General features: G+C 55.4%; 24 protein-coding genes. 21 read left to right on the top strand and 3 right to left on the bottom strand.

Annotated elements, in window-relative coordinates:
- Nucleotides 1-84: 84 nt before the first annotated feature.
- From PbB2_RS10735 to PbB2_RS10680, 12 genes are all read left to right on the top strand, one after another.
- Nucleotides 85-513: an NADH-quinone oxidoreductase subunit A gene (locus PbB2_RS10735; RefSeq protein ID WP_108985316.1), complete on the top strand. Its 429-nt coding sequence runs from the start codon at nucleotides 85-87 to the stop codon at nucleotides 511-513.
- Nucleotides 504-1,070: a NuoB/complex I 20 kDa subunit family protein gene (locus tag PbB2_RS10730; RefSeq protein WP_238164973.1), complete on the top strand. Its 567-nt coding sequence runs from the start codon at nucleotides 504-506 to the stop codon at nucleotides 1,068-1,070. Before PbB2_RS10735 ends, PbB2_RS10730 begins: the two co-directional genes overlap by 10 nt.
- Nucleotides 1,067-1,651 (top strand): NADH-quinone oxidoreductase subunit C, encoded by a 585-nt coding sequence (locus tag PbB2_RS10725; RefSeq protein WP_108985314.1) that lies wholly within the window; start codon nucleotides 1,067-1,069, stop codon nucleotides 1,649-1,651. Before PbB2_RS10730 ends, PbB2_RS10725 begins: the two co-directional genes overlap by 4 nt.
- A 295-nt stretch (nucleotides 1,652-1,946) precedes the next feature.
- Complete coding sequence (locus tag PbB2_RS10720; RefSeq protein ID WP_133245787.1) at nucleotides 1,947-2,261, top strand: hypothetical protein; 315 nt, start codon at nucleotides 1,947-1,949, stop codon at nucleotides 2,259-2,261.
- A 64-nt stretch (nucleotides 2,262-2,325) separates the two neighbouring features.
- Nucleotides 2,326-2,922: a GNAT family N-acetyltransferase gene (locus PbB2_RS10715; protein ID WP_108985312.1), complete on the top strand. Its 597-nt coding sequence runs from the start codon at nucleotides 2,326-2,328 to the stop codon at nucleotides 2,920-2,922.
- 61 nt (nucleotides 2,923-2,983) lie between these two features.
- Nucleotides 2,984-3,193 carry a type II toxin-antitoxin system VapB family antitoxin gene (locus PbB2_RS10710; RefSeq protein WP_108985311.1) on the top strand — a complete coding sequence of 70 codons (210 nt, stop codon included), beginning with the start codon at nucleotides 2,984-2,986 and terminating at the stop codon, nucleotides 3,191-3,193.
- Complete coding sequence (gene vapC, locus PbB2_RS10705) at nucleotides 3,190-3,591, top strand: type II toxin-antitoxin system VapC family toxin (protein ID WP_108985310.1); 402 nt, start codon at nucleotides 3,190-3,192, stop codon at nucleotides 3,589-3,591. Before PbB2_RS10710 ends, vapC begins: the two co-directional genes overlap by 4 nt.
- A 112-nt stretch (nucleotides 3,592-3,703) precedes the next feature.
- Nucleotides 3,704-4,933 carry an NADH-quinone oxidoreductase subunit D gene (locus tag PbB2_RS10700; RefSeq protein WP_192576294.1) on the top strand — a complete coding sequence of 410 codons (1,230 nt, stop codon included), beginning with the start codon at nucleotides 3,704-3,706 and terminating at the stop codon, nucleotides 4,931-4,933.
- The gene (locus PbB2_RS16095) at nucleotides 4,933-5,610 is read left to right on the top strand and encodes a nuclear transport factor 2 family protein (protein WP_192576293.1); all 678 of its coding nucleotides are present in this window, start codon (nucleotides 4,933-4,935) and stop codon (nucleotides 5,608-5,610) included. Before PbB2_RS10700 ends, PbB2_RS16095 begins: the two co-directional genes overlap by 1 nt.
- A complete protein-coding gene (locus PbB2_RS10690; protein ID WP_108985309.1) occupies nucleotides 5,607-5,996 on the top strand; it encodes a hypothetical protein in 390 nt (129 codons plus the stop codon). Before PbB2_RS16095 ends, PbB2_RS10690 begins: the two co-directional genes overlap by 4 nt.
- A gap of 2 nt (nucleotides 5,997-5,998) precedes the next feature.
- Nucleotides 5,999-6,658 carry an NADH-quinone oxidoreductase subunit NuoE gene (gene nuoE, locus PbB2_RS10685; protein WP_108985308.1) on the top strand — a complete coding sequence of 220 codons (660 nt, stop codon included), beginning with the start codon at nucleotides 5,999-6,001 and terminating at the stop codon, nucleotides 6,656-6,658.
- A 25-nt stretch (nucleotides 6,659-6,683) separates the two neighbouring features.
- Nucleotides 6,684-7,124 carry a hypothetical protein gene (locus PbB2_RS10680; RefSeq protein ID WP_108985307.1) on the top strand — a complete coding sequence of 147 codons (441 nt, stop codon included), beginning with the start codon at nucleotides 6,684-6,686 and terminating at the stop codon, nucleotides 7,122-7,124.
- On the opposite strand, the gene PbB2_RS10675 is transcribed toward PbB2_RS10680, so the two are convergent.
- A complete protein-coding gene (locus tag PbB2_RS10675; protein WP_192576292.1) occupies nucleotides 7,089-8,528 on the bottom strand; it encodes a M48 family metalloprotease in 1,440 nt (479 codons plus the stop codon). The genes PbB2_RS10680 and PbB2_RS10675 overlap by 36 nt on opposite strands.
- A 398-nt stretch (nucleotides 8,529-8,926) precedes the next feature.
- Here PbB2_RS10675 and nuoF point away from each other — a divergent pair, with 398 nt between their 5' ends.
- Nucleotides 8,927-10,231 carry an NADH-quinone oxidoreductase subunit NuoF gene (nuoF, locus tag PbB2_RS10665; protein ID WP_108985304.1) on the top strand — a complete coding sequence of 435 codons (1,305 nt, stop codon included), beginning with the start codon at nucleotides 8,927-8,929 and terminating at the stop codon, nucleotides 10,229-10,231.
- 17 nt (nucleotides 10,232-10,248) lie between these two features.
- On the opposite strand, the gene PbB2_RS10660 is transcribed toward nuoF, so the two are convergent.
- Nucleotides 10,249-10,515 (bottom strand): Txe/YoeB family addiction module toxin, encoded by a 267-nt coding sequence (locus tag PbB2_RS10660; RefSeq protein ID WP_108985303.1) that lies wholly within the window; start codon nucleotides 10,513-10,515, stop codon nucleotides 10,249-10,251.
- Nucleotides 10,516-10,521: 6 nt separating this feature from the next.
- Entirely contained in the window at nucleotides 10,522-10,818 is a 297-nt protein-coding gene (locus PbB2_RS10655; protein ID WP_108985302.1) for a type II toxin-antitoxin system Phd/YefM family antitoxin, read from the bottom strand.
- A 162-nt stretch (nucleotides 10,819-10,980) separates the two neighbouring features.
- Between PbB2_RS10655 and PbB2_RS10650 the strand changes: the two genes are divergently transcribed.
- From PbB2_RS10650 to nuoL, 8 genes are all read left to right on the top strand, one after another.
- Nucleotides 10,981-11,646: a hypothetical protein gene (locus PbB2_RS10650; RefSeq protein ID WP_133245786.1), complete on the top strand. Its 666-nt coding sequence runs from the start codon at nucleotides 10,981-10,983 to the stop codon at nucleotides 11,644-11,646.
- Nucleotides 11,647-12,038: 392 nt separating this feature from the next.
- On the top strand, nucleotides 12,039-14,123 hold the full coding sequence (nuoG, locus tag PbB2_RS10645; RefSeq protein WP_108985300.1) for an NADH-quinone oxidoreductase subunit NuoG: 2,085 nt from the start codon (nucleotides 12,039-12,041) through the stop codon (nucleotides 14,121-14,123).
- A gap of 5 nt (nucleotides 14,124-14,128) precedes the next feature.
- Nucleotides 14,129-15,220, top strand: a complete 1,092-nt coding sequence (gene nuoH / locus PbB2_RS10640; protein WP_108985299.1) for an NADH-quinone oxidoreductase subunit NuoH — start codon at nucleotides 14,129-14,131, stop codon at nucleotides 15,218-15,220.
- Nucleotides 15,221-15,223: 3 nt separating this feature from the next.
- Nucleotides 15,224-15,490: a hypothetical protein gene (locus tag PbB2_RS10635; protein ID WP_133245785.1), complete on the top strand. Its 267-nt coding sequence runs from the start codon at nucleotides 15,224-15,226 to the stop codon at nucleotides 15,488-15,490.
- Nucleotides 15,487-15,972, top strand: coding sequence for an NADH-quinone oxidoreductase subunit NuoI (gene nuoI / locus PbB2_RS10630; protein WP_108985297.1), 486 nt, complete (start codon nucleotides 15,487-15,489; stop codon nucleotides 15,970-15,972). The genes PbB2_RS10635 and nuoI overlap by 4 nt, the downstream gene beginning before the upstream one ends.
- A gap of 88 nt (nucleotides 15,973-16,060) precedes the next feature.
- Nucleotides 16,061-16,678 (top strand): NADH-quinone oxidoreductase subunit J, encoded by a 618-nt coding sequence (locus PbB2_RS10625; RefSeq protein ID WP_108985296.1) that lies wholly within the window; start codon nucleotides 16,061-16,063, stop codon nucleotides 16,676-16,678.
- Nucleotides 16,675-16,980, top strand: coding sequence for an NADH-quinone oxidoreductase subunit NuoK (gene nuoK / locus PbB2_RS10620; protein ID WP_108985295.1), 306 nt, complete (start codon nucleotides 16,675-16,677; stop codon nucleotides 16,978-16,980). Before PbB2_RS10625 ends, nuoK begins: the two co-directional genes overlap by 4 nt.
- Nucleotides 16,981-16,983: 3 nt before the next feature.
- Complete coding sequence (gene nuoL / locus PbB2_RS10615; RefSeq protein ID WP_108985294.1) at nucleotides 16,984-19,131, top strand: NADH-quinone oxidoreductase subunit L; 2,148 nt, start codon at nucleotides 16,984-16,986, stop codon at nucleotides 19,129-19,131.
- The last annotated feature ends 7 nt before the right edge of the window (nucleotides 19,132-19,138 follow it).

Below are 19,138 nucleotides of genomic sequence, written 5' to 3'. Positions count from 1 at the left end.
CACCAGCCTAGTAAAAGCCAGATTCAACCAGCAGCGGCGGACCGATTTTCGGGGCGTCGTCTGGAATGTTTTGCGAGGGCACCTATGGCCGACAGCGTCGTGGCAGCAGTGAGTCAGGCAGCGCCCAGCGTTGAAAAGACGCTGGTTTCCAATGCTTTCCTGCTCGATTTCCTGCCGATTGTGATCTTTCTGGTGATTGCAGCTGGATTGGGCTGTGCCTTTATGTTGGCCTCGTGGGTTCTGGCACCTTCAAGCCCTGACCCGGAAAAAGTGTCGACCTATGAGTGTGGCTTCAATGCGTTTGATGATGCGCGCATGAAGTTTGACGTGAAATTCTATCTCGTCTCGATCCTGTTTATCCTGTTCGACTTGGAAATTGCTTTCCTGTTCCCATGGGTCCTCGCGCTCGATGAGATCGGGCCCTTTGGCTATTGGTCGATGATGAGTTTCCTCGGTATTTTGTTGGTAGGCTTCATCTATGAGTGGAAGAAAGGGGCTCTGGAATGGAACTAAAGCTTCCCCCACGTGGCGGCGCGCTTCCTGTCGGGACTGAACTGCCAAGCCAAATTATCCCCAATGATCCTTTCTTTTCGGGCCTGTCTGATGAATTGGCCGATAAGGGCTTTGTTGTGGCCGCTGCCGATGATCTCATCACTTGGGCGCGTACCGGCTCGCTGATGTGGATGACATTCGGATTGGCGTGCTGTGCGGTTGAGATGATGCAAGCGGCGATGCCGCGCTATGATATGGAGCGTTTTGGCTTTGCCCCGCGCGCCAGCCCGCGCCAGTCGGATGTGATGATCGTGGCGGGTACCTTGACCAACAAAATGGCCCCGGCTTTGCGCAAAGTCTATGACCAGATGCCAAACCCGCGCTATGTGATCTCTATGGGATCATGCGCCAATGGCGGGGGCTATTATCACTATAGCTATGCTGTGGTGCGCGGCTGCGATCGGATTGTGCCGGTGGATATTTATGTCCCTGGCTGCCCACCGACAGCAGAAGCCCTCATGTATGGCATTCTACAATTGCAGAAGAAAATCCGTCGCGAAGGAACGATTGAGCGATGAGCGACCTCACCGCCTTGCAGGAGCGTCTGACTGCAGCCTTGGGCCCCTCGATCATCTCGGCGAGCCAAGCTGCAGGCGAATTGACTCTGCTGGTTCGCCGCGATGACAATATCGCCGTGCTGCGCCATTTGCGCGACATTGAAGGCTTTTCCTCATTTGTGGACATCTGCGGGGCGGATTACCCGGATCGGGTTGAGCGGTTTGATGTTGTCTATCATCTGCTATCCATGAGCCATAATCTGCGCATCCGCGTCAAAGTAACCACTGATGAAGACACACCGGTGGCATCCGCCTGTGCATTGTGGCCGGCGGCGGATTGGTTTGAGCGGGAAGCCTTCGACATGTATGGCATCTTGTTCTCCGGCCACCCGGATTTGCGTCGTATCCTTACCGATTATGGCTTTAACGGGCATCCTTTGCGCAAAGACTTCCCGCTCACCGGCTATGGTGAAGTGCGCTATGATGAAGAGCAGAAGCGGGTGATTTATGAGCCTGTTAAGCTCGTCCAGGAATATCGCAATTTCGATTTCTTGAGCCCGTGGGAAGGCATGCTGCCGGGCGATGAGAAGGCCGCCGAGTAGGGGTTGGGGAGTTCAATCTGCAACCGAAACAACACGTGGAACGGCTCTATGCCTCGCTTTGCTCCCATTAGAGCCGCCCGATAATTTTTATTGCGCAAGCTCGAACACGGCCTTTGCGTAGGCATAGCCTGCAGCAAAGGCGTTCCAAGTGAAACGACCATTAGTAAACCGCCCCACTCGTAAAAACGGTTTGACCTCAGGTTGAAATTTTGCGACGCTAAGGCTTGAACTTGGCGCGCGAGCGGTTTTTATGTGGCACTCTTTTTTGCAATCTCTTCCCTTGTATTTTGGGATCATGTTCATCGTAAAACTGCTCTTCACGCTCCAACGTAAGCGCGGAAGAGCTGCAATCTTGGGGCGCGGTAAATTTCTTTTTTATTGCTTTCTTGAAGCTTCGATTGAAGCAACCATCTTTGCGTTTATGATGTTTGGCATTTTCTTTATGGATGAAAATGACCTCATGATGGGTGACTTTGATTTCAATTTATTGACCTTTTTGGTTGTAATCGGTTGCGCTGTTGCGGTCGGCATGATTTTGCGCAACTTACCTTACATTCGCGATGCGCTAGCCAATTTGGAAGAGCCACCGAAAGCTGCAAAGTCCGAATAGGTTGCCGACGCAGGGTGTGTCCCATCCCGGTGACGCAGCCTACAAAAGCCGCTAATCCAGCCGAATGGATCACCAACCCGTCTTCTCCCTTGCCGATACCGATATTTGGGTCGCAACCGATGCAGACCGGTCCGATTTGGCAGCCTTTTGTCGCGACAATCCGGAATATGATGTGTTTCTAACGGGGGAAGTGCCCGATGAGACCGAGTGGGTTGAGGATTTTCTGACCGACCTGCCGCCCGCATCTTTTAATTGGACCCATACCCACAAGCTCATCGCGCGCCGCCGTCAAGATCCCGCCAAAATCGCTGCCATCATTGATGTTACCGAAGACATGATCGACACGGGCGTTGGCCATATCGGCCTGTTTCAAGTCGCGACCTCCTTGCAGGGTACAGGTCTCGCGCATCTTCTCTATCAAGGCTTGGAAGCGTGGTTGGCTAGACGTGGCATGGATGTGCTGCGTCTGGGTGTTTTGGAAGGCAATCCGCGCGGGATGGCGTTTTGGACCCGTCACGGCTTTTTAAAGACCCGCCAACGCCAAGGCACCGCCCCGACTGGCAAGACACATCTGAGCCATGTGATGTATAAGCCACTCACACCGCTCACGCTTGATGCCTATCGTTTGCGCGTGCCGCGTGATGATCCGAGTAGTTCTTAGCCTATCTTTTTCCTTTTATTCTTGCGGGTAATGTGTAGATCTCTTGTCAGGGATACACATAATGCGCACGAACATAGAAATTGATGATGATTTGATGGCCGCTGCCATGGCGGAAGGCGGGTTTTCGACCAAGAGGGAAACCGTTGAAACCGCGTTGCGGGAGTTGTTGGACCGACGCAGACAGGGTCGCGGGTTGCGTGCTTTGCGCGGTAAGGTGGAATGGATTGGGGATCTTGACGCGATGCGGCGCGATCCGCTCGGTTCCCCATGATCATCGTTGATACAAGTGTTCTCATTGACTATTTCCGGGCGGTGGATAGCAAAGAGTCCGCCTTACTCGATTTGTTCTTGGACACGGATGTTGAGATTCTGATCGGCGATCTGGTTTTGATGGAGCTTCTTCAGGGGGTACGGAACGAACAACAGGCACAAATGGTCCTTCAAGAATTGGGTGCTTACAGGACTATTTCGATTGCAGGCCCCGATTGCGCCATCCATGCCGCACAACATTACCGCCAGTTGCGAGGGATCGGCATTACGCCAAGCAAATCTATCGATACGCTGATCGCAACGCGATGCATCATAGACGATATTCCCCTCCTTTTCAGCGATCGCGACTTTGACCCTTTTGTGAAACATTTGGGTTTGGTTTCTGCGGCGAATTCTTGAACGCATGCGCATGAAAACCGCAGGCAAAACTATTGATCCTGCGGTCATCTTGGCCCACAAGAGCGCAGTGAATCGGACGCTGTTCCGCGTATGATCTGGTAGGACTTTGCTCATGGCCGACGGAAATCAGACCCCTGCAACCCCCGCTTCGGCTGAGCTTTTGCCGGGCGAGACCGCCATGCGCAATTTCAACATCAATTTCGGGCCTCAGCACCCCGCCGCCCACGGCGTTTTGCGTCTGGTGCTGGAGCTGGATGGCGAGATTGTAGAGCGCGTCGACCCCCATATTGGTCTTCTCCATCGCGGCACCGAAAAGCTGATCGAATACAAGACTTATCTGCAGGCTATGCCCTATTTCGACCGGCTGGATTATGTTGCTCCGATGAACCAAGAGCATGCGTGGTGCTTGGCGATTGAGCGTTTGGCCGGGATTGAGGTGCCACGTCGGGCGCAATTCATCCGTGTGATCTTCTCAGAGATTGGCCGCATCCTGTCGCATCTTCTCAATGTCACCACCCAGGCCATGGATGTGGGCGCACTGACCCCGCCGCTGTGGGGCTTTGAAGAGCGTGAAAAGCTGATGGGCTTTTACGAGCGGGCGTCGGGCTCGCGCATGCATGCGGCCTATTTCCGCCCCGGCGGTGTACATCAGGATTTGCCCGATGTGCTGGTGCGCGACATCTATGACTGGTGCGACCCGTTTTTGAAGCTTTGCGATGATATCGAAACCCTGTTGACCGATAACCGCATCTTCAAGCAGCGCAATGTCGATATTGGCGTGGTTGACCAGAAGACCATTCTTGACTGGGGCTTCTCGGGCGTGATGGTGCGTGGGTCGGGTATTGCGTGGGACTTGCGCCGTAGTCAGCCCTATGAAGTCTATTCTGAGCTGAAGTTCAAAGTGCCTGTGGGCAAGAATGGCGATTGTTATGATCGCTACCTGTGCCGGATGGATGAAATGCGCGAGAGTGCCAGCATCATCAAGCAATGTATTGAGATGATGCCCAAGGGCCCGGTTCTCGCAGAAAACTCGAAAGTGACCCCGCCGCGTCGCGCCGATATGAAGGGCTCGATGGAAGCGCTGATCCATCACTTCAAGCTCTATACCGAAGGCTTCCATGTGCCAGCAGGCGAAGTCTATGCTGCTGTTGAAGCCCCCAAGGGTGAGTTTGGTGTCTATCTGGTGGCCGACGGCACCAACCGGCCACACCGGGCCAAAATCCGCGCCCCAGGCTTTGCCCATTTGGCTGCGATGAGTCACCTGAACAAAGGCCACATGCTCGCGGATGTGTCAGCCATCCTTGGCTCGCTCGACATCGTGTTTGGTGAGGTGGACAGGTGATGGTTCATGCGGTTGATGCCAATTATGCTGCCTATGCCGCCAACGACCTTGAAGGCGTGTTGGCCACATTAGCGGATGATTACACTGTCTCGCCCTTTGGTGGCGCACCCTGGCTGACCAGCAAGGACGGGGCGCGAAAAATGTATGCGCGCCATTTGGTTGATTATCCCATGGACCGCACCGAGGTGTTGGGCCGGATGGACTTGGCCAATGTTACCATCAAACGCGAACATTCCGAGCCGGGTGAGGGGTCTAAAGCCCCCGCCGCCGATGTGATGATGATCTATACTGTGCGCGATGGTTTGATTGCGCGCTGTGAGTCGATTTCGCAGCAAGGCGATGAAGCGGCCGCCGTCGCGGTCGTCGCCAAACAGCTTGAAGCCTATAATAAGCAAGACCTCGATGCCCATGTCGCTTGCTTTGCCGATGATGTGGTGATTGCGGACCTCAATGGCGCAGAAAACCTGCATGGCATCGGCGATTATCGCGCCCGCTATCAAGGGGTATTTGCGCAATATCCCAAAAACCATGCCGAGCTTGTGAACCGTCTCGCCTGCGGCAATGTCGTCGTCGATCACGAGCGCGTCCGTCGCAGCCCTGAGGGCGAGCCCTTTGAAGTGCTGGCGATTTACACCGTGCGCGACGGGAAAATCGCGCGCGTGGACTTTGTGAAATGAGTGATTCTTCGCCTGACTTGATTTGGTATATTTGGGTGTTCTTGGCCGCCTTTGCCTTCACATTTGTGCCAAGGGATGGCAAGGAATTCAAACGACTGCGGAACCATTTTCGCGGCAGCGACGCGGCCTTACGCAAAGCTCTGTATCTAAGAGACCTTTTGCCAAGTGTTTCAATGTATATCGCCTACTTAGGATTAGCGAGTGCGTTATGGCTCAATGGTACAATCTGGTCTTGGGTCGTCGGGTTCACATGCTTGTTTGTAGCTGCCGGTGTGCTGTCGCTCTTCTATGCTGGCCCGCTTCTCCCGCTTTTCGCAGAGCTTGAGGAAGCCGATATCTCCGCCCGCAAACACAATAACTCTGGCAAATCTCATCAAGGCATTTAGTCATGGCCACACGTCGTCTCGCGCCCCCCGAAGTTCAGCCCAAATCGTTTGATTGGTCGGCAGATAGTGCCGTGAAAGTTGCGTTTTGGCTGGGTAAATATCCAGCAGCCCGCAAGCAATCGGCGGTGATCCCGCTGTTATGGCTGGCGCAAAAGCAAGAAGGCTGGGTGAGCGAGCCTGCGTTGCGCAAGATCGCGCTCGATCTCGGCATGGCCTATATCCGCGTCTATGAAGTCGCGACCTTCTATACCATGTTCCACTTGGCCCCGGTCGGCAAACATCATTTGCAAGTGTGCGGCACCACGCCCTGCATGCTGCGCGGCTCTGGCGACTTGATTGACGTCTGCAAGAAACGCATTGGCCATCACCACCATGTCACGCCGGATGGCTTGTTCTCGTGGGAAGAAATGGAGTGCATGGGGGCCTGCGCCAATGCGCCCATCGTTGCCATCCACGATTATTACCATGAAGATCTGACGGCTGAGAGCTTGAGCGCGATTATCGACGATTTGGCCGCTGGCAAAGACGTCACGCCAGGTTCTGCTATTGGTCGCCTAACCAGTGCACCCGATGGTGGCCCCAATGTCTTGAAGGACGAGAGCTTGTTTGACGGCAGCCTCGCCAAAAAGATCAAACTACCAAACTTGCCCGAGAAGGCTTAGGCCAAGGTCAGGGGCTGGATTTCCCATGAATACGGGTTCCAAGCCGCCCTTTCTTCGCCCGCAAAATGATCCAAACCGCATTGGGATTCCTGTCACCAGTGACGCTGCCTTTTGGGCCTCCATGTTTTTGTCATGGGTAGCCCAATCCGTTGATGATTTGCTTGTCGTTGATCGTTGGGCGCTCAATCTCATGGCAGTTGCAGCCGTTAGCCTGCTTGGCCTTGCGATTTTCAAAGGCATAGAGCGGCCTTGGCAGATTTCTATGCGCCTACCCCGCACCACCGCCTGGCTCATGCTGGCTGTGATGATTGTTGTCACTGGGGCATGGCTTCGGTTTGGTCTGTTCTATACGCGCGATGTGGCCGCGCGCTTGCTCTATGGCCTATGTGCCAGCCTCACAGCGTGGAGTGCTTGTGCCACGTTTCACGCATTAGCGACCAGCCGGGCTAAAGCGGACGATCTTTAGAAGTTCGCCTGGCTTTAGGGGGCGGGCCTCTCGCATGCCGTTGATCATCAAGAAGCGCTCTGTCTTGAAGTCGCTATAGGCCATGCGCGCAGCCAAGCTCTCGACAGTGTCGCCACTGCGGACGGTCACAATTTCAAGCTCACGTGGGCGCAGGGCTGAAACCTCGACCGCACTCAGCGTGCGGAAGGATTGGGTGATGGGAAAGCTGGGTGATAAGGCGTTGGCAGGACCAATCATGGCGAAATGAACGGCACGGCCCTGAACTTCATAGGCCACGATACCAACATCCACCGGGCCAGACGAGGTCTGCGCTCTGGCGAGCAGTGTGACGGTGGGCAGGCCATTGACAGTGCCTGGGGTCGGAATGCCGATGCTGGCTGGGGTTCGACCCAAAGCGGACCGTGCGCGCGCGATGGCATAATCGGACAAAGAGCCTGATAGGATTGCCCCTCCAGAAAACTGGCCTTTGATCCGGTTCGGACCTTCAATTTCAACCGCGTCCGGGCTGTTTTTCAGCGCAAAGCCAGTCGGGACTTCAAAGGTGATCTTCATGCCGGGATGGGAAAAGCGACGGCCGTCGACAAAGCCCTGTTCAGGATCATCACCAACCCGCATCCCAGCCAAAGCCGTCAAATAAGGGCGAACAAGTTCAGGCGGGCGGTCTCGGCTGGCGTTGCTTGCCACGGCAGCATTGGCGGTGCGGGTCACACGTTCGCTGGTGATCGGGTGACTGCGTGCCCAACTGGGTGTCGAATTGACGGGTCGGTTTTTCACACGTGCATCAAGGGCTTCTTGTGCGCCGAGTGCGGCCAGCATGTCAGAAGCTGCATATGGGTTGTAACCTGTCGCTGTCAGATAGCGGACGCCGTAATCATCGGATTCATTTTCCTGATTGCGCGAATAAGACAGCGTATAAATCTGGGCCAATTGGCCTGCCGTCTGCATCACGTCTTCAGACTTCGTTGCAAGGCCAAGCGCAATGGCTCCAAGCGTTGACAAAGTGGCGGTCTGGGTGCGCTTGCGGGAATGTTTGCCGACAATGTGGCCAATTTCATGCCCCAGCACAGAGGCCAGCTCATCCTCTGAATTCATGATCACCAGCAGGCCGCGCGTGATGTAAATATAGCAGCCAGGAACCGCAAAAGCATTGACCACATCAGAATTGAGCACGGTAAACGTGCATTGATCCTTCAAGGTGGCGGCCGTGGCGATTTTGTTGCCGACTGCGCTGACATAGGTCGCGACGGGGCCGGTAACCTCTCCGCCAAATTGCCGCAGAAGCTCTGGGTGCTGCTTGGCCGCCTGCGCCCGTTCACTCGGCTTGACGATTTGGGCGAAAGCAGGCGTGGCGATCTGCGCGGCCATAACTGCCAACGCCCCATGAAGCACCCAAGTCTTGCGCATCATATGTCTCCAAATTTGGTCTGCATGATGGCGACAGTAGCTTGATCTGGCTATTCAAATTCGCAGGCGCTTGGGGTGCCTAAAGCCATGCGCGCTGCCCCCAAGGTGCATGAAAGAGACGGGTTGCATCGTGTTCCCACAATTCCACAACTTGATTGTCTCAAGGCCAAGCAGCACCACTTGGACCTTGTCGCCACATTCTGTGACCCTTGCAGCTGAGGCGACTGCTTTGAATATCACCATCAACCCGCATTTTTTTAAGAAACACAGATCCATTGATGAGAGTTTCGACCTGCGCAGGACAAGTGCACTTGCCCAAGCAAAAGTCGTTGGCAGGCTGCGTGAAGCCCTATAGAAGCCTCAAGACAAACGACCACGCTTAACCGTCAGAGTTTTCAATGATTGCCGACAAAGATCGTATCTTTCTCAACCTCTATGGCCGCCATGACTGGCGCTTAGATGGGGCAAAACAGCGTGGGGCGTGGAATGCCACCAAGGACATGATTGATGCGGGCCGGGACTGGATCATCCAGCAGGTCAAGGATTCAGGTCTGCGGGGCCGAGGAGGGGCGGGTTTTCCGACAGGCCTCAAATGGTCCTTTATGCCCAAAGAGGTGAAGGATCGGCCGCATTATCTGGTCGTCAATGCCGATGAGTCTGAGCCTGGAACCTGCAAAGACCGTGATATGATGCGCCATGATCCACATTTGCTGATCGAAGGCTGCTTGATTGCCTCATTCGCCATGCAGGCCCATACCGCTTACATCTATATTCGCGGCGAATATGTGCTGGAGCGCGAGCGTTTGGAAGCAGCGATCAAGGAGGCATATGAGGCCAAGCTGATCGGCAAGAATAACATCCACGGTTGGGACTTTGACCTTTATGTCCATCACGGGGCAGGGGCCTATATTTGCGGGGAAGAAACCGCTCTGCTCGAAAGCCTTGAAGGCAAGAAGGGCCAGCCGCGCCTCAAGCCGCCATTTCCGGCCAATGCGGGTCTTTATGGTTGCCCCACCACGGTCAATAATGTGGAATCAATTGCGGTGGTGCCAACCATTTTGCGCCGGGGTGCCCAGTGGTTTGCCGGCTTTGGCCGCCCGAATAATACAGGCACGAAAGTCTTCTGCGTGTCGGGCCATGTCAACAAGCCCTGCAATATTGAAGATGCAATGTCGATCCCGCTCAAATATCTGTTGGAAGAACATTGCGGCGGCGTGCGCGGCGGTTGGTCGAATTTGAAGGCCGTCATTCCCGGCGGGTCATCGGTGCGCATGATCACCCAGGAAATGGCTGAAGATGCCTTGATGGACTTTGACAGTCTGTCTGCCTTGAAGTCGGGCCTTGGTACCGCGGGCGTGATCGTGATGGATAAGTCGACCGACCTCATCAAAGCGATTGCCCGTCTGGCCTATTTCTACAAGCATGAAAGCTGTGGCCAATGCACACCGTGCCGCGAGGGCACTGGCTGGATGTGGCGCGTGCTTGAACGTATGGCGGTTGGACAAGCCGAGCATCGCGAAATCGACCTGTTGCTGGAAGTGGCTGGCCAAGTTGAAGGCCACACGATTTGCGCTTTGGGCGATGCGGCTGCGTGGCCGGTGCAAGGCCTGATCTGGCGCTTCCGCGGTGAAATCGAGGAACGTATCGACCGCTATCGTCTGGGCAAGCCCCACGTCTTAGGGGCCGCAATCGCGGCAGAGTAGCTGCGGCAAACGCTAAATCAATAATGGTGGCGGCATTGCGCGATCTCTAAGCGTTGATCGTCGCCTGTTCCCGTGACGCGATACACGAGTCTATGTTCGGCATCGATCCGTCTGGACCACCAACCGCGTAATTCATTCTTCAGGGGCTCAGGTTTGCCAATACCCTGAAAGGGTGAACGGCGACAGTGTTCAATCAATTTGGATATCCGCGCCAACATAGTAGGATCATGCTCCATCCAATGCTGGAACTGTGTCCAACCCGTTGATGTGAAGCTGATTTTCATGACAGACTATGGTTCGCCGACCACCCGGATGTCGCCATTTGCATCGAGTTCGACTTCTATTGTTTCGCCGCGCTCGGCCTCGGCAATGCTCTCCAATAGCACTTTGCGATTGGCTTCAGTGCCCAAAAGATAGGCGGTTTCCTGCATGCCATTCCAGTCTTCTAGAGACACGAGTACCGCGGGCTTGCCATCGCGGCGGCTGATCACGACTGGCATGTGGTCATCGGTGGCACGATCCATCACCGCCTTAAAGTTCTGACGGGCATGGGAATATGTGACGACATCGAGCGCAGAATTGGACATGTTCGTTTATTAGCAGGGAACTTGTACAAGTGCAAGGTGGGGCTTGGGTTTGCTTGGTCGCTGGTCCCCCCTTCGCGTGATCGGCCAATCGACTTCAAGCAGGTCAAATTGCTCTCGTAATACGTCGCCAAAATCACATATCTCCGACGTCATTTTCATCGTTTGACGAATAGCCAAGTGCGTGCCCAAATCCTGACTTTAGGTGAGGATTTCAGCATGGCTTTGGAGCGGATCAGTCGGGACTGGCGGTGGGCAAAACTGGCCTTGGCGCTGTGCGCTTTCGCGCTCACGGCGGCCTGCACATTATTGGTTGGGCCGTATCCCACAGTTCGTGATTGGCCGTTTGGCAAGGATGTGACTGAAGTGACGTTGGAGCTTCAGCCGCTTGAATCTCTGTTTCCACCACCTCAAACAATTCGTTTGTCGCGTACCATGGATGGCATCCAGTTTTTGGCGTCGTCACCGGGTGAGGGCGACTTAAATGGCCGAGTTTCAATAAAATATCTGGGCTCAAACGCGCTGGGCCGCGTCTATGGCTATGCGATCCCAAAGTCTGACCTCCCAGAGGATACGGAGGGGCACAAAACCAAGTCTGACCTGCGCATTTCTCAAGACCGAGCAGCCTCCGCCTACTATGGTATGGTGTTGATCAAAGCCACACGGAGTGAGGCACCAGATCAAGAGCTGGCGCTTCGGGTGCCAGTCTGTGATGGGGCTTCGGCGGAAGAATGCACCTATGAAACTTCCGCCGCGGTTTGGGCTCTCTTGGCCGCAAAAGTTCCTGAGATGACGTTCAAAGATATGCCAATTTACGTCATTCGGCATTAGGCCCTTTGGCGTGCGATCAGTCCATCTCGGCGTCTCCAAACAGCTGACCACTTTCCCCACGGCACATCAGACCGACACTTTGGCTATTTTTATACCGGCGAGTGAGCGGCCTCTGACAAGGCCTGACACCCAGTCTGGACAAAGGATGCTGGCAAATCGTCTCCACACACGGCCGAAAAGGGCGGCTGACATCCTCCCAACCCACATGATCTGTGTCCCCTATGGCGTGACCATGTGACGCGGTGAGAGCTGGCATGATAACCCCGCTGTATCTGGCTGGATTTTGCTGAGTAATGAGTGCGATTGGCGGTGGCAAATTGAGGCGCAGCGTCGTATTTCGGCGAGCGGCGGGTCAGGGTGGCTGAGTCTGTGTCTAAGGATGGGGCAAACGGATGACGAAGATCGTCGTCGATGGAACCGAAGTGGATGTACCAGGCGACTACACGCTGTTGCAGGCGTGTGAAGCTGCCGGAGCCGAAATCCCCCGGTTTTGTTATCATGAACGTCTGAGTGTTGCCGGCAATTGCCGCATGTGTCTGGTTGAAGTCAAAGGGGCCCCTAAGCCGGTTGCCTCCTGCGCCCAACAAGTCCGCGACCAGCGTCCGGGCCCCAATGGCGAGCCGCCGGTTGTTGTGACCAAGTCCGCCAAAGTGAAGGCTGCCCGCGAAGGGGTCATGGAATTCCTGCTCATCAACCACCCGCTCGATTGCCCGATTTGCGATCAGGGCGGGGAATGCGACCTTCAGGATCAGGCCGTGGCCTTTGGCCGGGCTGGATCGCGCTATGATGAGAATAAGCGCGCGGTTGAAGAAAAGAACATGGGGCCGCTGGTCAAGACGGTGATGACCCGCTGTATCCAATGTACCCGCTGCGTGCGATTTGCCACTGAGGTTGCCGGCGTGCCTGAACTGGGTGCGATTGGCCGTGGCGAAGATATGGAGATCACCACCTATCTCGAACAATCTCTCACCAGCGAATTGTCGGCAAATGTGGTCGACCTGTGCCCAGTTGGTGCTCTGACGTCGAAGCCCTATGCCTTCAATGCCCGCCCGTGGGAGTTGAAGAAGACCGAAACTGTGGATGTGATGGATGCCGTTGGCTCCAACATTCGGGTTGATGCGCGCGGCAATGATGTGTTGCGCGTGCTGCCGCGCCTTAATGAAGAGATCAATGAAGAATGGCTGTCGGACAAGAGCCGCCACGCCGTTGATGGTCTGCGCCGCCAGCGTCTGGACAAGCCCTACCTGAAAACCAATGGCAAATTGGCCCCGGTTAGCTGGCCACAAGCTTTGGAAGCCTTCGCTGCGCGCTTGAAAGGTGATGCGTCCCGGATTGGCGCGATTGCAGGTGATCTTGCCGATGCCGAAGGCCTGAAAGCTGCTTTGGATTTGCTGCGCAGTCTTGGTGTTGCCCATACTGATTGCCGCCAAGACGGCGCGGCGATTGGCCTGTCAGGACAGCGCGGTGAGTATCTGTTCAATAGCTCCATCATGGGGATTGAGGATGCTGATGCCCTGCTGATCATTGGGGCCAATCTGCGTACCGAGGCTCCCCTTATCAATGCGCGCGTGCGTAAAACCTGGTTGCGGGGCAGCTTGGACTTGATTGGTGTGGTTGGCGAAGCCGCCGATCTGACCTATCGCTATGACCATCTGGGAGCAGGCCCCAAGACCTTGGCCGATCTGGCCAAAGGTAAGGGTGAATTCTTCAAGCGTTTTGCCAAGGCAGAGCGCCCGATGGTGATTGTGGGCATGGGTGCTTTGGCCCGTCCCGATGGGGCCCAAGTGCTCAAATTGGCCGCTGAAATCGGCATGAAGGCCAAGATCGTGCGCGACGGCTGGAATGGGTGGAATGTGGTGCACACCGCCGCCGGGCGGGTTGGCGCGCTCGATTTGGGTTTCTTGCCTGCACAGGGCGGCCTGACAACACACGCCATGGTCCAGCCCGGTGCATTAGATACGCTGATCTTGCTGGGGGCTGATGAGATCGACGTTCCAGCCGGGACATTTGTGGTTTATGTCGGCAGCCATGGTGACGCCGGTGCCCAACGGGCAGACCTGATTTTGCCCGCCGCCGCCTATACCGAAAAGAACGCCACGTATGTGAATACCGAAGGTCGGGTTCAACAGGCCCGTCGTGCCGTGTTCCCGAAAGGTGATGCGCGCGAAGATTGGGCAATCTTCCGGGCCGTTTCAGCGCTGGTGGGCAAGACATTGCCCTACGACAATCTGGATGCGCTGCGCGCGAAATTGATGGCCGATTGCCCCAGCTTCGCCGGGCTAGATTTTGCCCCCGGTGCCAGCACAGCGCTCGAGCTTAAGCTCGTTGGGGTGGCTGGAGATGTCGATGCCGCCCCGTTCGTCAGTCCCATCAGTGATTTTTACCTGACCAACCCCATTGCCCGGGCCAGCCAGATCATGGCTGACTGCTCAAAAGCCCGAAAAGCAGCTGATCAAGCTGCGATAGCCGCGGAGTAGGAGCCATGCAGGATCTTGTACGCGATTGGGGCCCGGTATGGGGCGTTTTGGGCGGGGTGGGCCAAATCCTCGCCATCATGGTCATGCTGTTGCTGACACTGGCTTTCATTCTGTTGTTTGACCGCAAGGTCTGGGCAGCGGTCATGATGCGCAAGGGCCCCAATGTGGTTGGTCCGTTCGGTCTGTTGCAGAGCTTTGCCGACTTCTTGAAGTTTGTCGTCAAGGAAATTGTTATTCCCGCCGGGGCCAACAAGACCGTATTCATTTTGGCCCCACTAATCACCATTACTTTGGCCTTTGTTGCGTATGCGGTTGTGCCCTTCGCGCCAGGCTGGGTGATTTCCGACATGAATGTCGGGATTTTGTACCTGCTCGCCATGTCGTCCTTGGGTGTTTATGGCATCATCATGGGCGGCTGGGCGTCTAACTCCAAATATCCCTTCTTAGGCTCGCTACGTTCTGCAGCCCAAATGGTATCTTACGAAGTCTCGATCGGCTTTGTGTTGATCACCGTGCTTTTGGTGGTTGGCAGCCTCAATCTGACCGACATTGTCGACCATCAAAAGGCGGGCATTTGGGATTGGCACGCCTTTTCCTTCATCGGCGCCTTGATCAATCCTCAGGAAGGGGCAGGCGTAGTCGGCACACTCTATGGCTTTGTCGTTGGCCTGGTGATGTTCATGATGCTGGGCATTTTCTTTGTCTCGGCCTTGGCCGAAACCAATCGCCCGCCGTTTGATTTGCCCGAAGCTGAATCTGAACTCGTGGCCGGCTATCAAGTCGAATATAGCTCCACCCCCTATCTTTTGTTCATGATCGGGGAATATCTGGCCATCGTGCTGATGTGCGCGATGATCTCCATCCTGTTCTTAGGCGGCTGGAACGCACCTTGGGGCCCGATTGAGAACCCATGGGTCGGCTTCTTGATCCTCTATATCAAGATTTGGCTCGTCTTCTTCATGTTCGCCATGGTGAAGGCGATTGTGCCCCGTTATCGCTATGACCAGCTGATGCGTATTGGCTGGAAAATCTTTTTGCCCACGACTTTGGTCGCCGTGGCAGTGGTAGGCGGCCATGTCGCTTACTTCGGGAGGTAGATGATGGCGGGCATAAACTGGGACAAGGGCCTTACCTTGGATCAACGTCGTTCGCTGGTGACCGTGGCGCTGAGCGCCATGAGCTTTGTCCTAGGCATCGCTTGCATCCTTCTTTACACCGGTGGGACGGTTTCTGAGAATAGCTTGTGGCTCATCCCACTTGGTTTTTTTCTGTTTGTTGCGACCATCTTCCTCGCGTTGTCAGGCGCTCGGGGATTGTTGATGGTTGATAAGCCATCGAAGCATAATCGAAATGGGGATATGGCATGAGCATTGCCCAAGCTCTCAAAGGCGCTTTGATGCTCGACTTTGCAGGTGCCTTCGGCCTTGCGATGAAGAAATTCTTCGAGCCGAAATTTACCATCAATTACCCGTTCGAAAAGGGGGCGTTGAGCCCACGATTCCGGGGCGAACATGCCTTGCGCCGCTATGCCAATGGCGAAGAGCGCTGCATCGCGTGCAAATTGTGTGAAGCCATTTGTCCGGCTCAAGCCATCACGATTGAGGCAGAGCCCCGGGATGACGGCTCGCGCCGCACCACACGTTATGACATCGACATGACCAAATGTATCTATTGCGGTTTCTGCCAGGAGGCCTGCCCGGTGGATGCGATTGTCGAAGGACCGAATTTCGAATTTGCCACCGAGACCCGGGAAGAATTGTTCTATGACAAGGACAAGCTTTTGGCCAATGGCGACCGGTGGGAACGCGAGATTGCCAAGAATTTGGCTTTGGATGCGCCATACCGCTGAGGGGCTGATCCATAGCCAGCGGTAAATGTGAGTTGAAACAGCGCCGTCCCTCACCGGGAGCAAAGGCGCAGAGGGGAAGACAGACGCGATGATTGCAGTCGCTGCCTTTTACATCTTGAGTGCGATTGCCATCGCCTCGGCCTTCATGGTCGTGGTGGCGCGCAATCCGGTGCACTCGGTCCTGTTCCTCATCCTGACATTCTTCACCTCCGCGGGCTTGTTTGTGCTCTTGGGGGCAGAATTCCTCGCCATGCTGTTGATCGTTGTCTATGTCGGCGCGGTGGCGGTGTTGTTCTTGTTCGTGGTGATGATGCTCGACATCGACTTTGCCGAATTGAAAGCGGGTTTCCTCACTTATCTGCCGTTTGGAGGCTTGATTGCGCTGATATTGTTCGGCCAGTTCGTCATGGTTGGCGGGGCTTGGGTGGAAAAATCAGTCGCCGCAGCCTCGATTGCCGCACCAACACCCGCAGCGGCGGCCGTCTCCAATGCTGAGGCGATCGGCCGCATTCTCTACACCGACTATATTTTCCTGTTTCAGGCGGCCGGCATTGTTCTGTTCATCGCCATGGTGGGGGCGATTGCCCTCACCTTGCGCCACCGTGATGGCATACGCCGCCAGAATGTCACCGCCCAAGTCGGGCGCACGCGCGAGCAGGGCGTTGAAATGACTGACCCGAAACCCGGGCAAGGAGTGGTGCTGTGATTGGCCTGTCCCATTATCTGGCGGTTGCGGCCGCTTTGTTCACCATTGGCGTGTTCGGCATCTTCGTGAACCGCAAGAATGTCATCGTTATTCTGATGTCGGTCGAGCTGATCTTGTTGGCAGTCAACATCAATCTGGTGGCTTTCTCGTCCTTCTTGGGCGATCTGGTCGGGCAGGTTTTTGCCATGTTCGTGCTGACTGTGGCGGCCGCTGAAGCCGCTGTCGGTCTTGCCATTCTGGTCGTCTATTTCCGAAACCGCGGCAATATCGCGGTTGAAGACCTTAATCTGATGAAGGGCTAACGCGTGTCTGCAGAACCTCACGCCGCTTCTGGCCTTGCTGAAACCCTCGCGCATGTGGTGGTGTTGGCCCCACTCTTGGGGGCGCTGATTTGTGGGTTGTTCAATCGCTTTATCGGCGAGAAGGTGGCGATGTTTGTCGCCACAGCCTTGTTGTTTGTTGCTGCCGCATGTGCCGCGACCATTTTTATCGGCCATTGGAACCATAGTCTCCATCTGCCCGCTAAACCCATTCGCCTGGCCACTTGGATCGACGTAGGGGCCTTCAAAAGCACCTGGTCCATTCGCCTTGATGCCATCAGTGCAGTGATGATGATTGTGGTGACCGGCGTGTCCTCGCTCGTTCACCTCTACAGCTGGGGTTATATGGCCGAAGACCCGCATAAGCCGCGCTTCTTTGCCTATTTGTCGCTCTTCACCTTTGCCATGCTGTCGCTGGTGACGGCGGCAGACTTCATGCAGCTATTCTTCGGCTGGGAAGGGGTGGGTCTGGCCTCTTACCTCTTGATCGGCTTCTGGTATCACAAACGCTCGGCCAATGACGCCCAGATCAAGGCCTTCGTGGTCAATCGGGTTGGCGATTTCGGCTTTGCCTTGGGCATTATGGCGGTCTTCTTTGTGTTTGGCTCGATTGAGTTCAAACAGGTTTTTGACCAAATCCCGCAAAAGGCCGACATGATGCTGGCGTGGGGTGTGTTCCACCTGCCAGCTATTGAAATCATCGCTTTCCTCTTGTTCATCGGCGCGATGGGCAAATCGGCGCAATTCTTCCTGCACACCTGGTTGCCTGATGCCATGGAAGGCCCCACGCCAGTGTCGGCCTTGATCCATGCCGCAACCATGGTGACGGCTGGTGTCGTGCTCGTCTGCCTGTGCTCGCCCATCTATGAGGCAGCCCCGGCAACGGCGGGCTTTATTACGGTGATCGGGGCGGTAACGGCTTTGTTTGCGGCCACAGTTGGCATTGCCCAGAACGACATCAAGCGGGTGATTGCCTATTCAACCTGTTCGCAATTGGGCTTCATGTTCTTTGCCGCCGGGATCGGTGCTTATCAGGCCGCCATGTTCCATTTGTTCACCCATGCCTTCTTCAAGGCGCTTTTGTTCTTGGGGGCAGGCAGCGTCATTCATGGCATGCATCATGAGCAAGATATGCGCAAAATGGGCGATGTTGCCCGGCACATGAAGATCACCTTTGTGATCATGCTGATCGGCACTTTGGCTATTACGGGCGTTGGCATCCCGCATACACCCTTTGGCTTTGCGGGCTTCTTCTCAAAAGACGCGATCCTGGAGACGACGTTTGCGGCTGGCATGACGGGCAACACAGCGGCCCAGTTGGCTTTCTGGATGGCGCTGATTGCAGCAACCCTGACCAGCTTCTATTCATGGCGTCTGGCGTTCATGACGTTCCATGGCACGCCGAAGTGGAAGGCGGACGCAGATCACGGTCATGACCACGATCATGGCGCGGGCCATGAGACGTCCGATTCAGCCCATGCGCATGCCCAGCCAGCTGTGGCCCATGTCGGCGAAGTGGCGCATGACGCTGCAGGCAGCCATGATGATCATGCGCACCATGCTTGGCATGGACCGCATGAAAGCCCGCTGGTGATGTTGATACCGCTCATTATCCTGGCCTTTGGGGCGGTATTTGCCGGGTCGATCTTCTATGATGCCTTTGTCGGCCATTATGCCAAGGAATTCTGGGGCAATGCGATCTATACCGCGCCCGACAATAACGTCCTGAAAGACAAATATTCAGTGCCGACCTGGGTCTTCTACGCCCCGCTGGTGGTGATGCTGATTGGTTTGGCTGCAGCGCTTTATTTCTATTTGTTCAATGAAGGTCTTGGCAAGAAAATCGCTGACCGCAAGGGGCTGGCCCATGCCTTCCTCGAGAACAAATGGTATTTTGACGAACTCTATGAGGCTGTGTTCGTGAAGGGCGCGCGCGCTCTGGGTGACCTGTTCTGGAAGATTGGCGATGGCAAGCTGATTGATGGATTAGGTCCCAATGGGATTGCGGCCGCCTTGAACTTTGGCTCGAAGAAAGCCGTCAAGATTCAATCTGGCTATGTGTATCACTATGCCTTCCTGATGCTGATCGCGGCGGTCGCGCTTGGCGCATTTATTCTCTACCGGGGTGCCTGAGGTTATC

It is taken from the genome of Candidatus Phycosocius bacilliformis (assembly GCF_003112735.1).
In the GTDB taxonomy this organism is placed as follows: Bacteria; Pseudomonadota; Alphaproteobacteria; order Caulobacterales; family Aquidulcibacteraceae; genus Aquidulcibacter; species Aquidulcibacter bacilliformis.
The sequence above is the reverse complement of the archived record's forward strand: the minus strand, read 5'-3'. Positions and strand labels throughout refer to the sequence as shown.

What these genes read in the sequence shown, in the direction of transcription:
- PbB2_RS10735 (WP_108985316.1), top strand. Translation starts at nt 85, where the DNA reads ATGGCCGACAGCGTCGTGGCAGCAGTGAGTCAGGCAGCGCCCAGCGTT.
- nuoF (WP_108985304.1), top strand. Translation starts at nt 8,927, where the DNA reads ATGATTGCCGACAAAGATCGTATCTTTCTCAACCTCTATGGCCGCCAT.
- PbB2_RS10730 (WP_238164973.1), top strand. Translation starts at nt 504, where the DNA reads ATGGAACTAAAGCTTCCCCCACGTGGCGGCGCGCTTCCTGTCGGGACT.
- PbB2_RS10700 (WP_192576294.1), top strand. Translation starts at nt 3,704, where the DNA reads ATGGCCGACGGAAATCAGACCCCTGCAACCCCCGCTTCGGCTGAGCTT.
- PbB2_RS10710 (WP_108985311.1), top strand. Translation starts at nt 2,984, where the DNA reads ATGCGCACGAACATAGAAATTGATGATGATTTGATGGCCGCTGCCATG.
- PbB2_RS10725 (WP_108985314.1), top strand. Translation starts at nt 1,067, where the DNA reads ATGAGCGACCTCACCGCCTTGCAGGAGCGTCTGACTGCAGCCTTGGGC.
- PbB2_RS16095 (WP_192576293.1), top strand. Translation starts at nt 4,933, where the DNA reads ATGGTTCATGCGGTTGATGCCAATTATGCTGCCTATGCCGCCAACGAC.
- nuoG (WP_108985300.1), top strand. Translation starts at nt 12,039, where the DNA reads ATGACGAAGATCGTCGTCGATGGAACCGAAGTGGATGTACCAGGCGAC.
- PbB2_RS10625 (WP_108985296.1), top strand. Translation starts at nt 16,061, where the DNA reads ATGATTGCAGTCGCTGCCTTTTACATCTTGAGTGCGATTGCCATCGCC.
- PbB2_RS10675 (WP_192576292.1), bottom strand. Translation starts at nt 8,528, where the DNA reads ATGCGCAAGACTTGGGTGCTTCATGGGGCGTTGGCAGTTATGGCCGCG.
- PbB2_RS10690 (WP_108985309.1), top strand. Translation starts at nt 5,607, where the DNA reads ATGAGTGATTCTTCGCCTGACTTGATTTGGTATATTTGGGTGTTCTTG.
- PbB2_RS10660 (WP_108985303.1), bottom strand. Translation starts at nt 10,515, where the DNA reads ATGAAAATCAGCTTCACATCAACGGGTTGGACACAGTTCCAGCATTGG.
- PbB2_RS10655 (WP_108985302.1), bottom strand. Translation starts at nt 10,818, where the DNA reads ATGTCCAATTCTGCGCTCGATGTCGTCACATATTCCCATGCCCGTCAG.
- nuoH (WP_108985299.1), top strand. Translation starts at nt 14,129, where the DNA reads ATGCAGGATCTTGTACGCGATTGGGGCCCGGTATGGGGCGTTTTGGGC.
- PbB2_RS10635 (WP_133245785.1), top strand. Translation starts at nt 15,224, where the DNA reads ATGGCGGGCATAAACTGGGACAAGGGCCTTACCTTGGATCAACGTCGT.
- PbB2_RS10715 (WP_108985312.1), top strand. Translation starts at nt 2,326, where the DNA reads ATGGATCACCAACCCGTCTTCTCCCTTGCCGATACCGATATTTGGGTC.
- nuoI (WP_108985297.1), top strand. Translation starts at nt 15,487, where the DNA reads ATGAGCATTGCCCAAGCTCTCAAAGGCGCTTTGATGCTCGACTTTGCA.
- nuoE (WP_108985308.1), top strand. Translation starts at nt 5,999, where the DNA reads ATGGCCACACGTCGTCTCGCGCCCCCCGAAGTTCAGCCCAAATCGTTT.
- vapC (WP_108985310.1), top strand. Translation starts at nt 3,190, where the DNA reads ATGATCATCGTTGATACAAGTGTTCTCATTGACTATTTCCGGGCGGTG.
- PbB2_RS10680 (WP_108985307.1), top strand. Translation starts at nt 6,684, where the DNA reads ATGAATACGGGTTCCAAGCCGCCCTTTCTTCGCCCGCAAAATGATCCA.
- PbB2_RS10720 (WP_133245787.1), top strand. Translation starts at nt 1,947, where the DNA reads ATGTTCATCGTAAAACTGCTCTTCACGCTCCAACGTAAGCGCGGAAGA.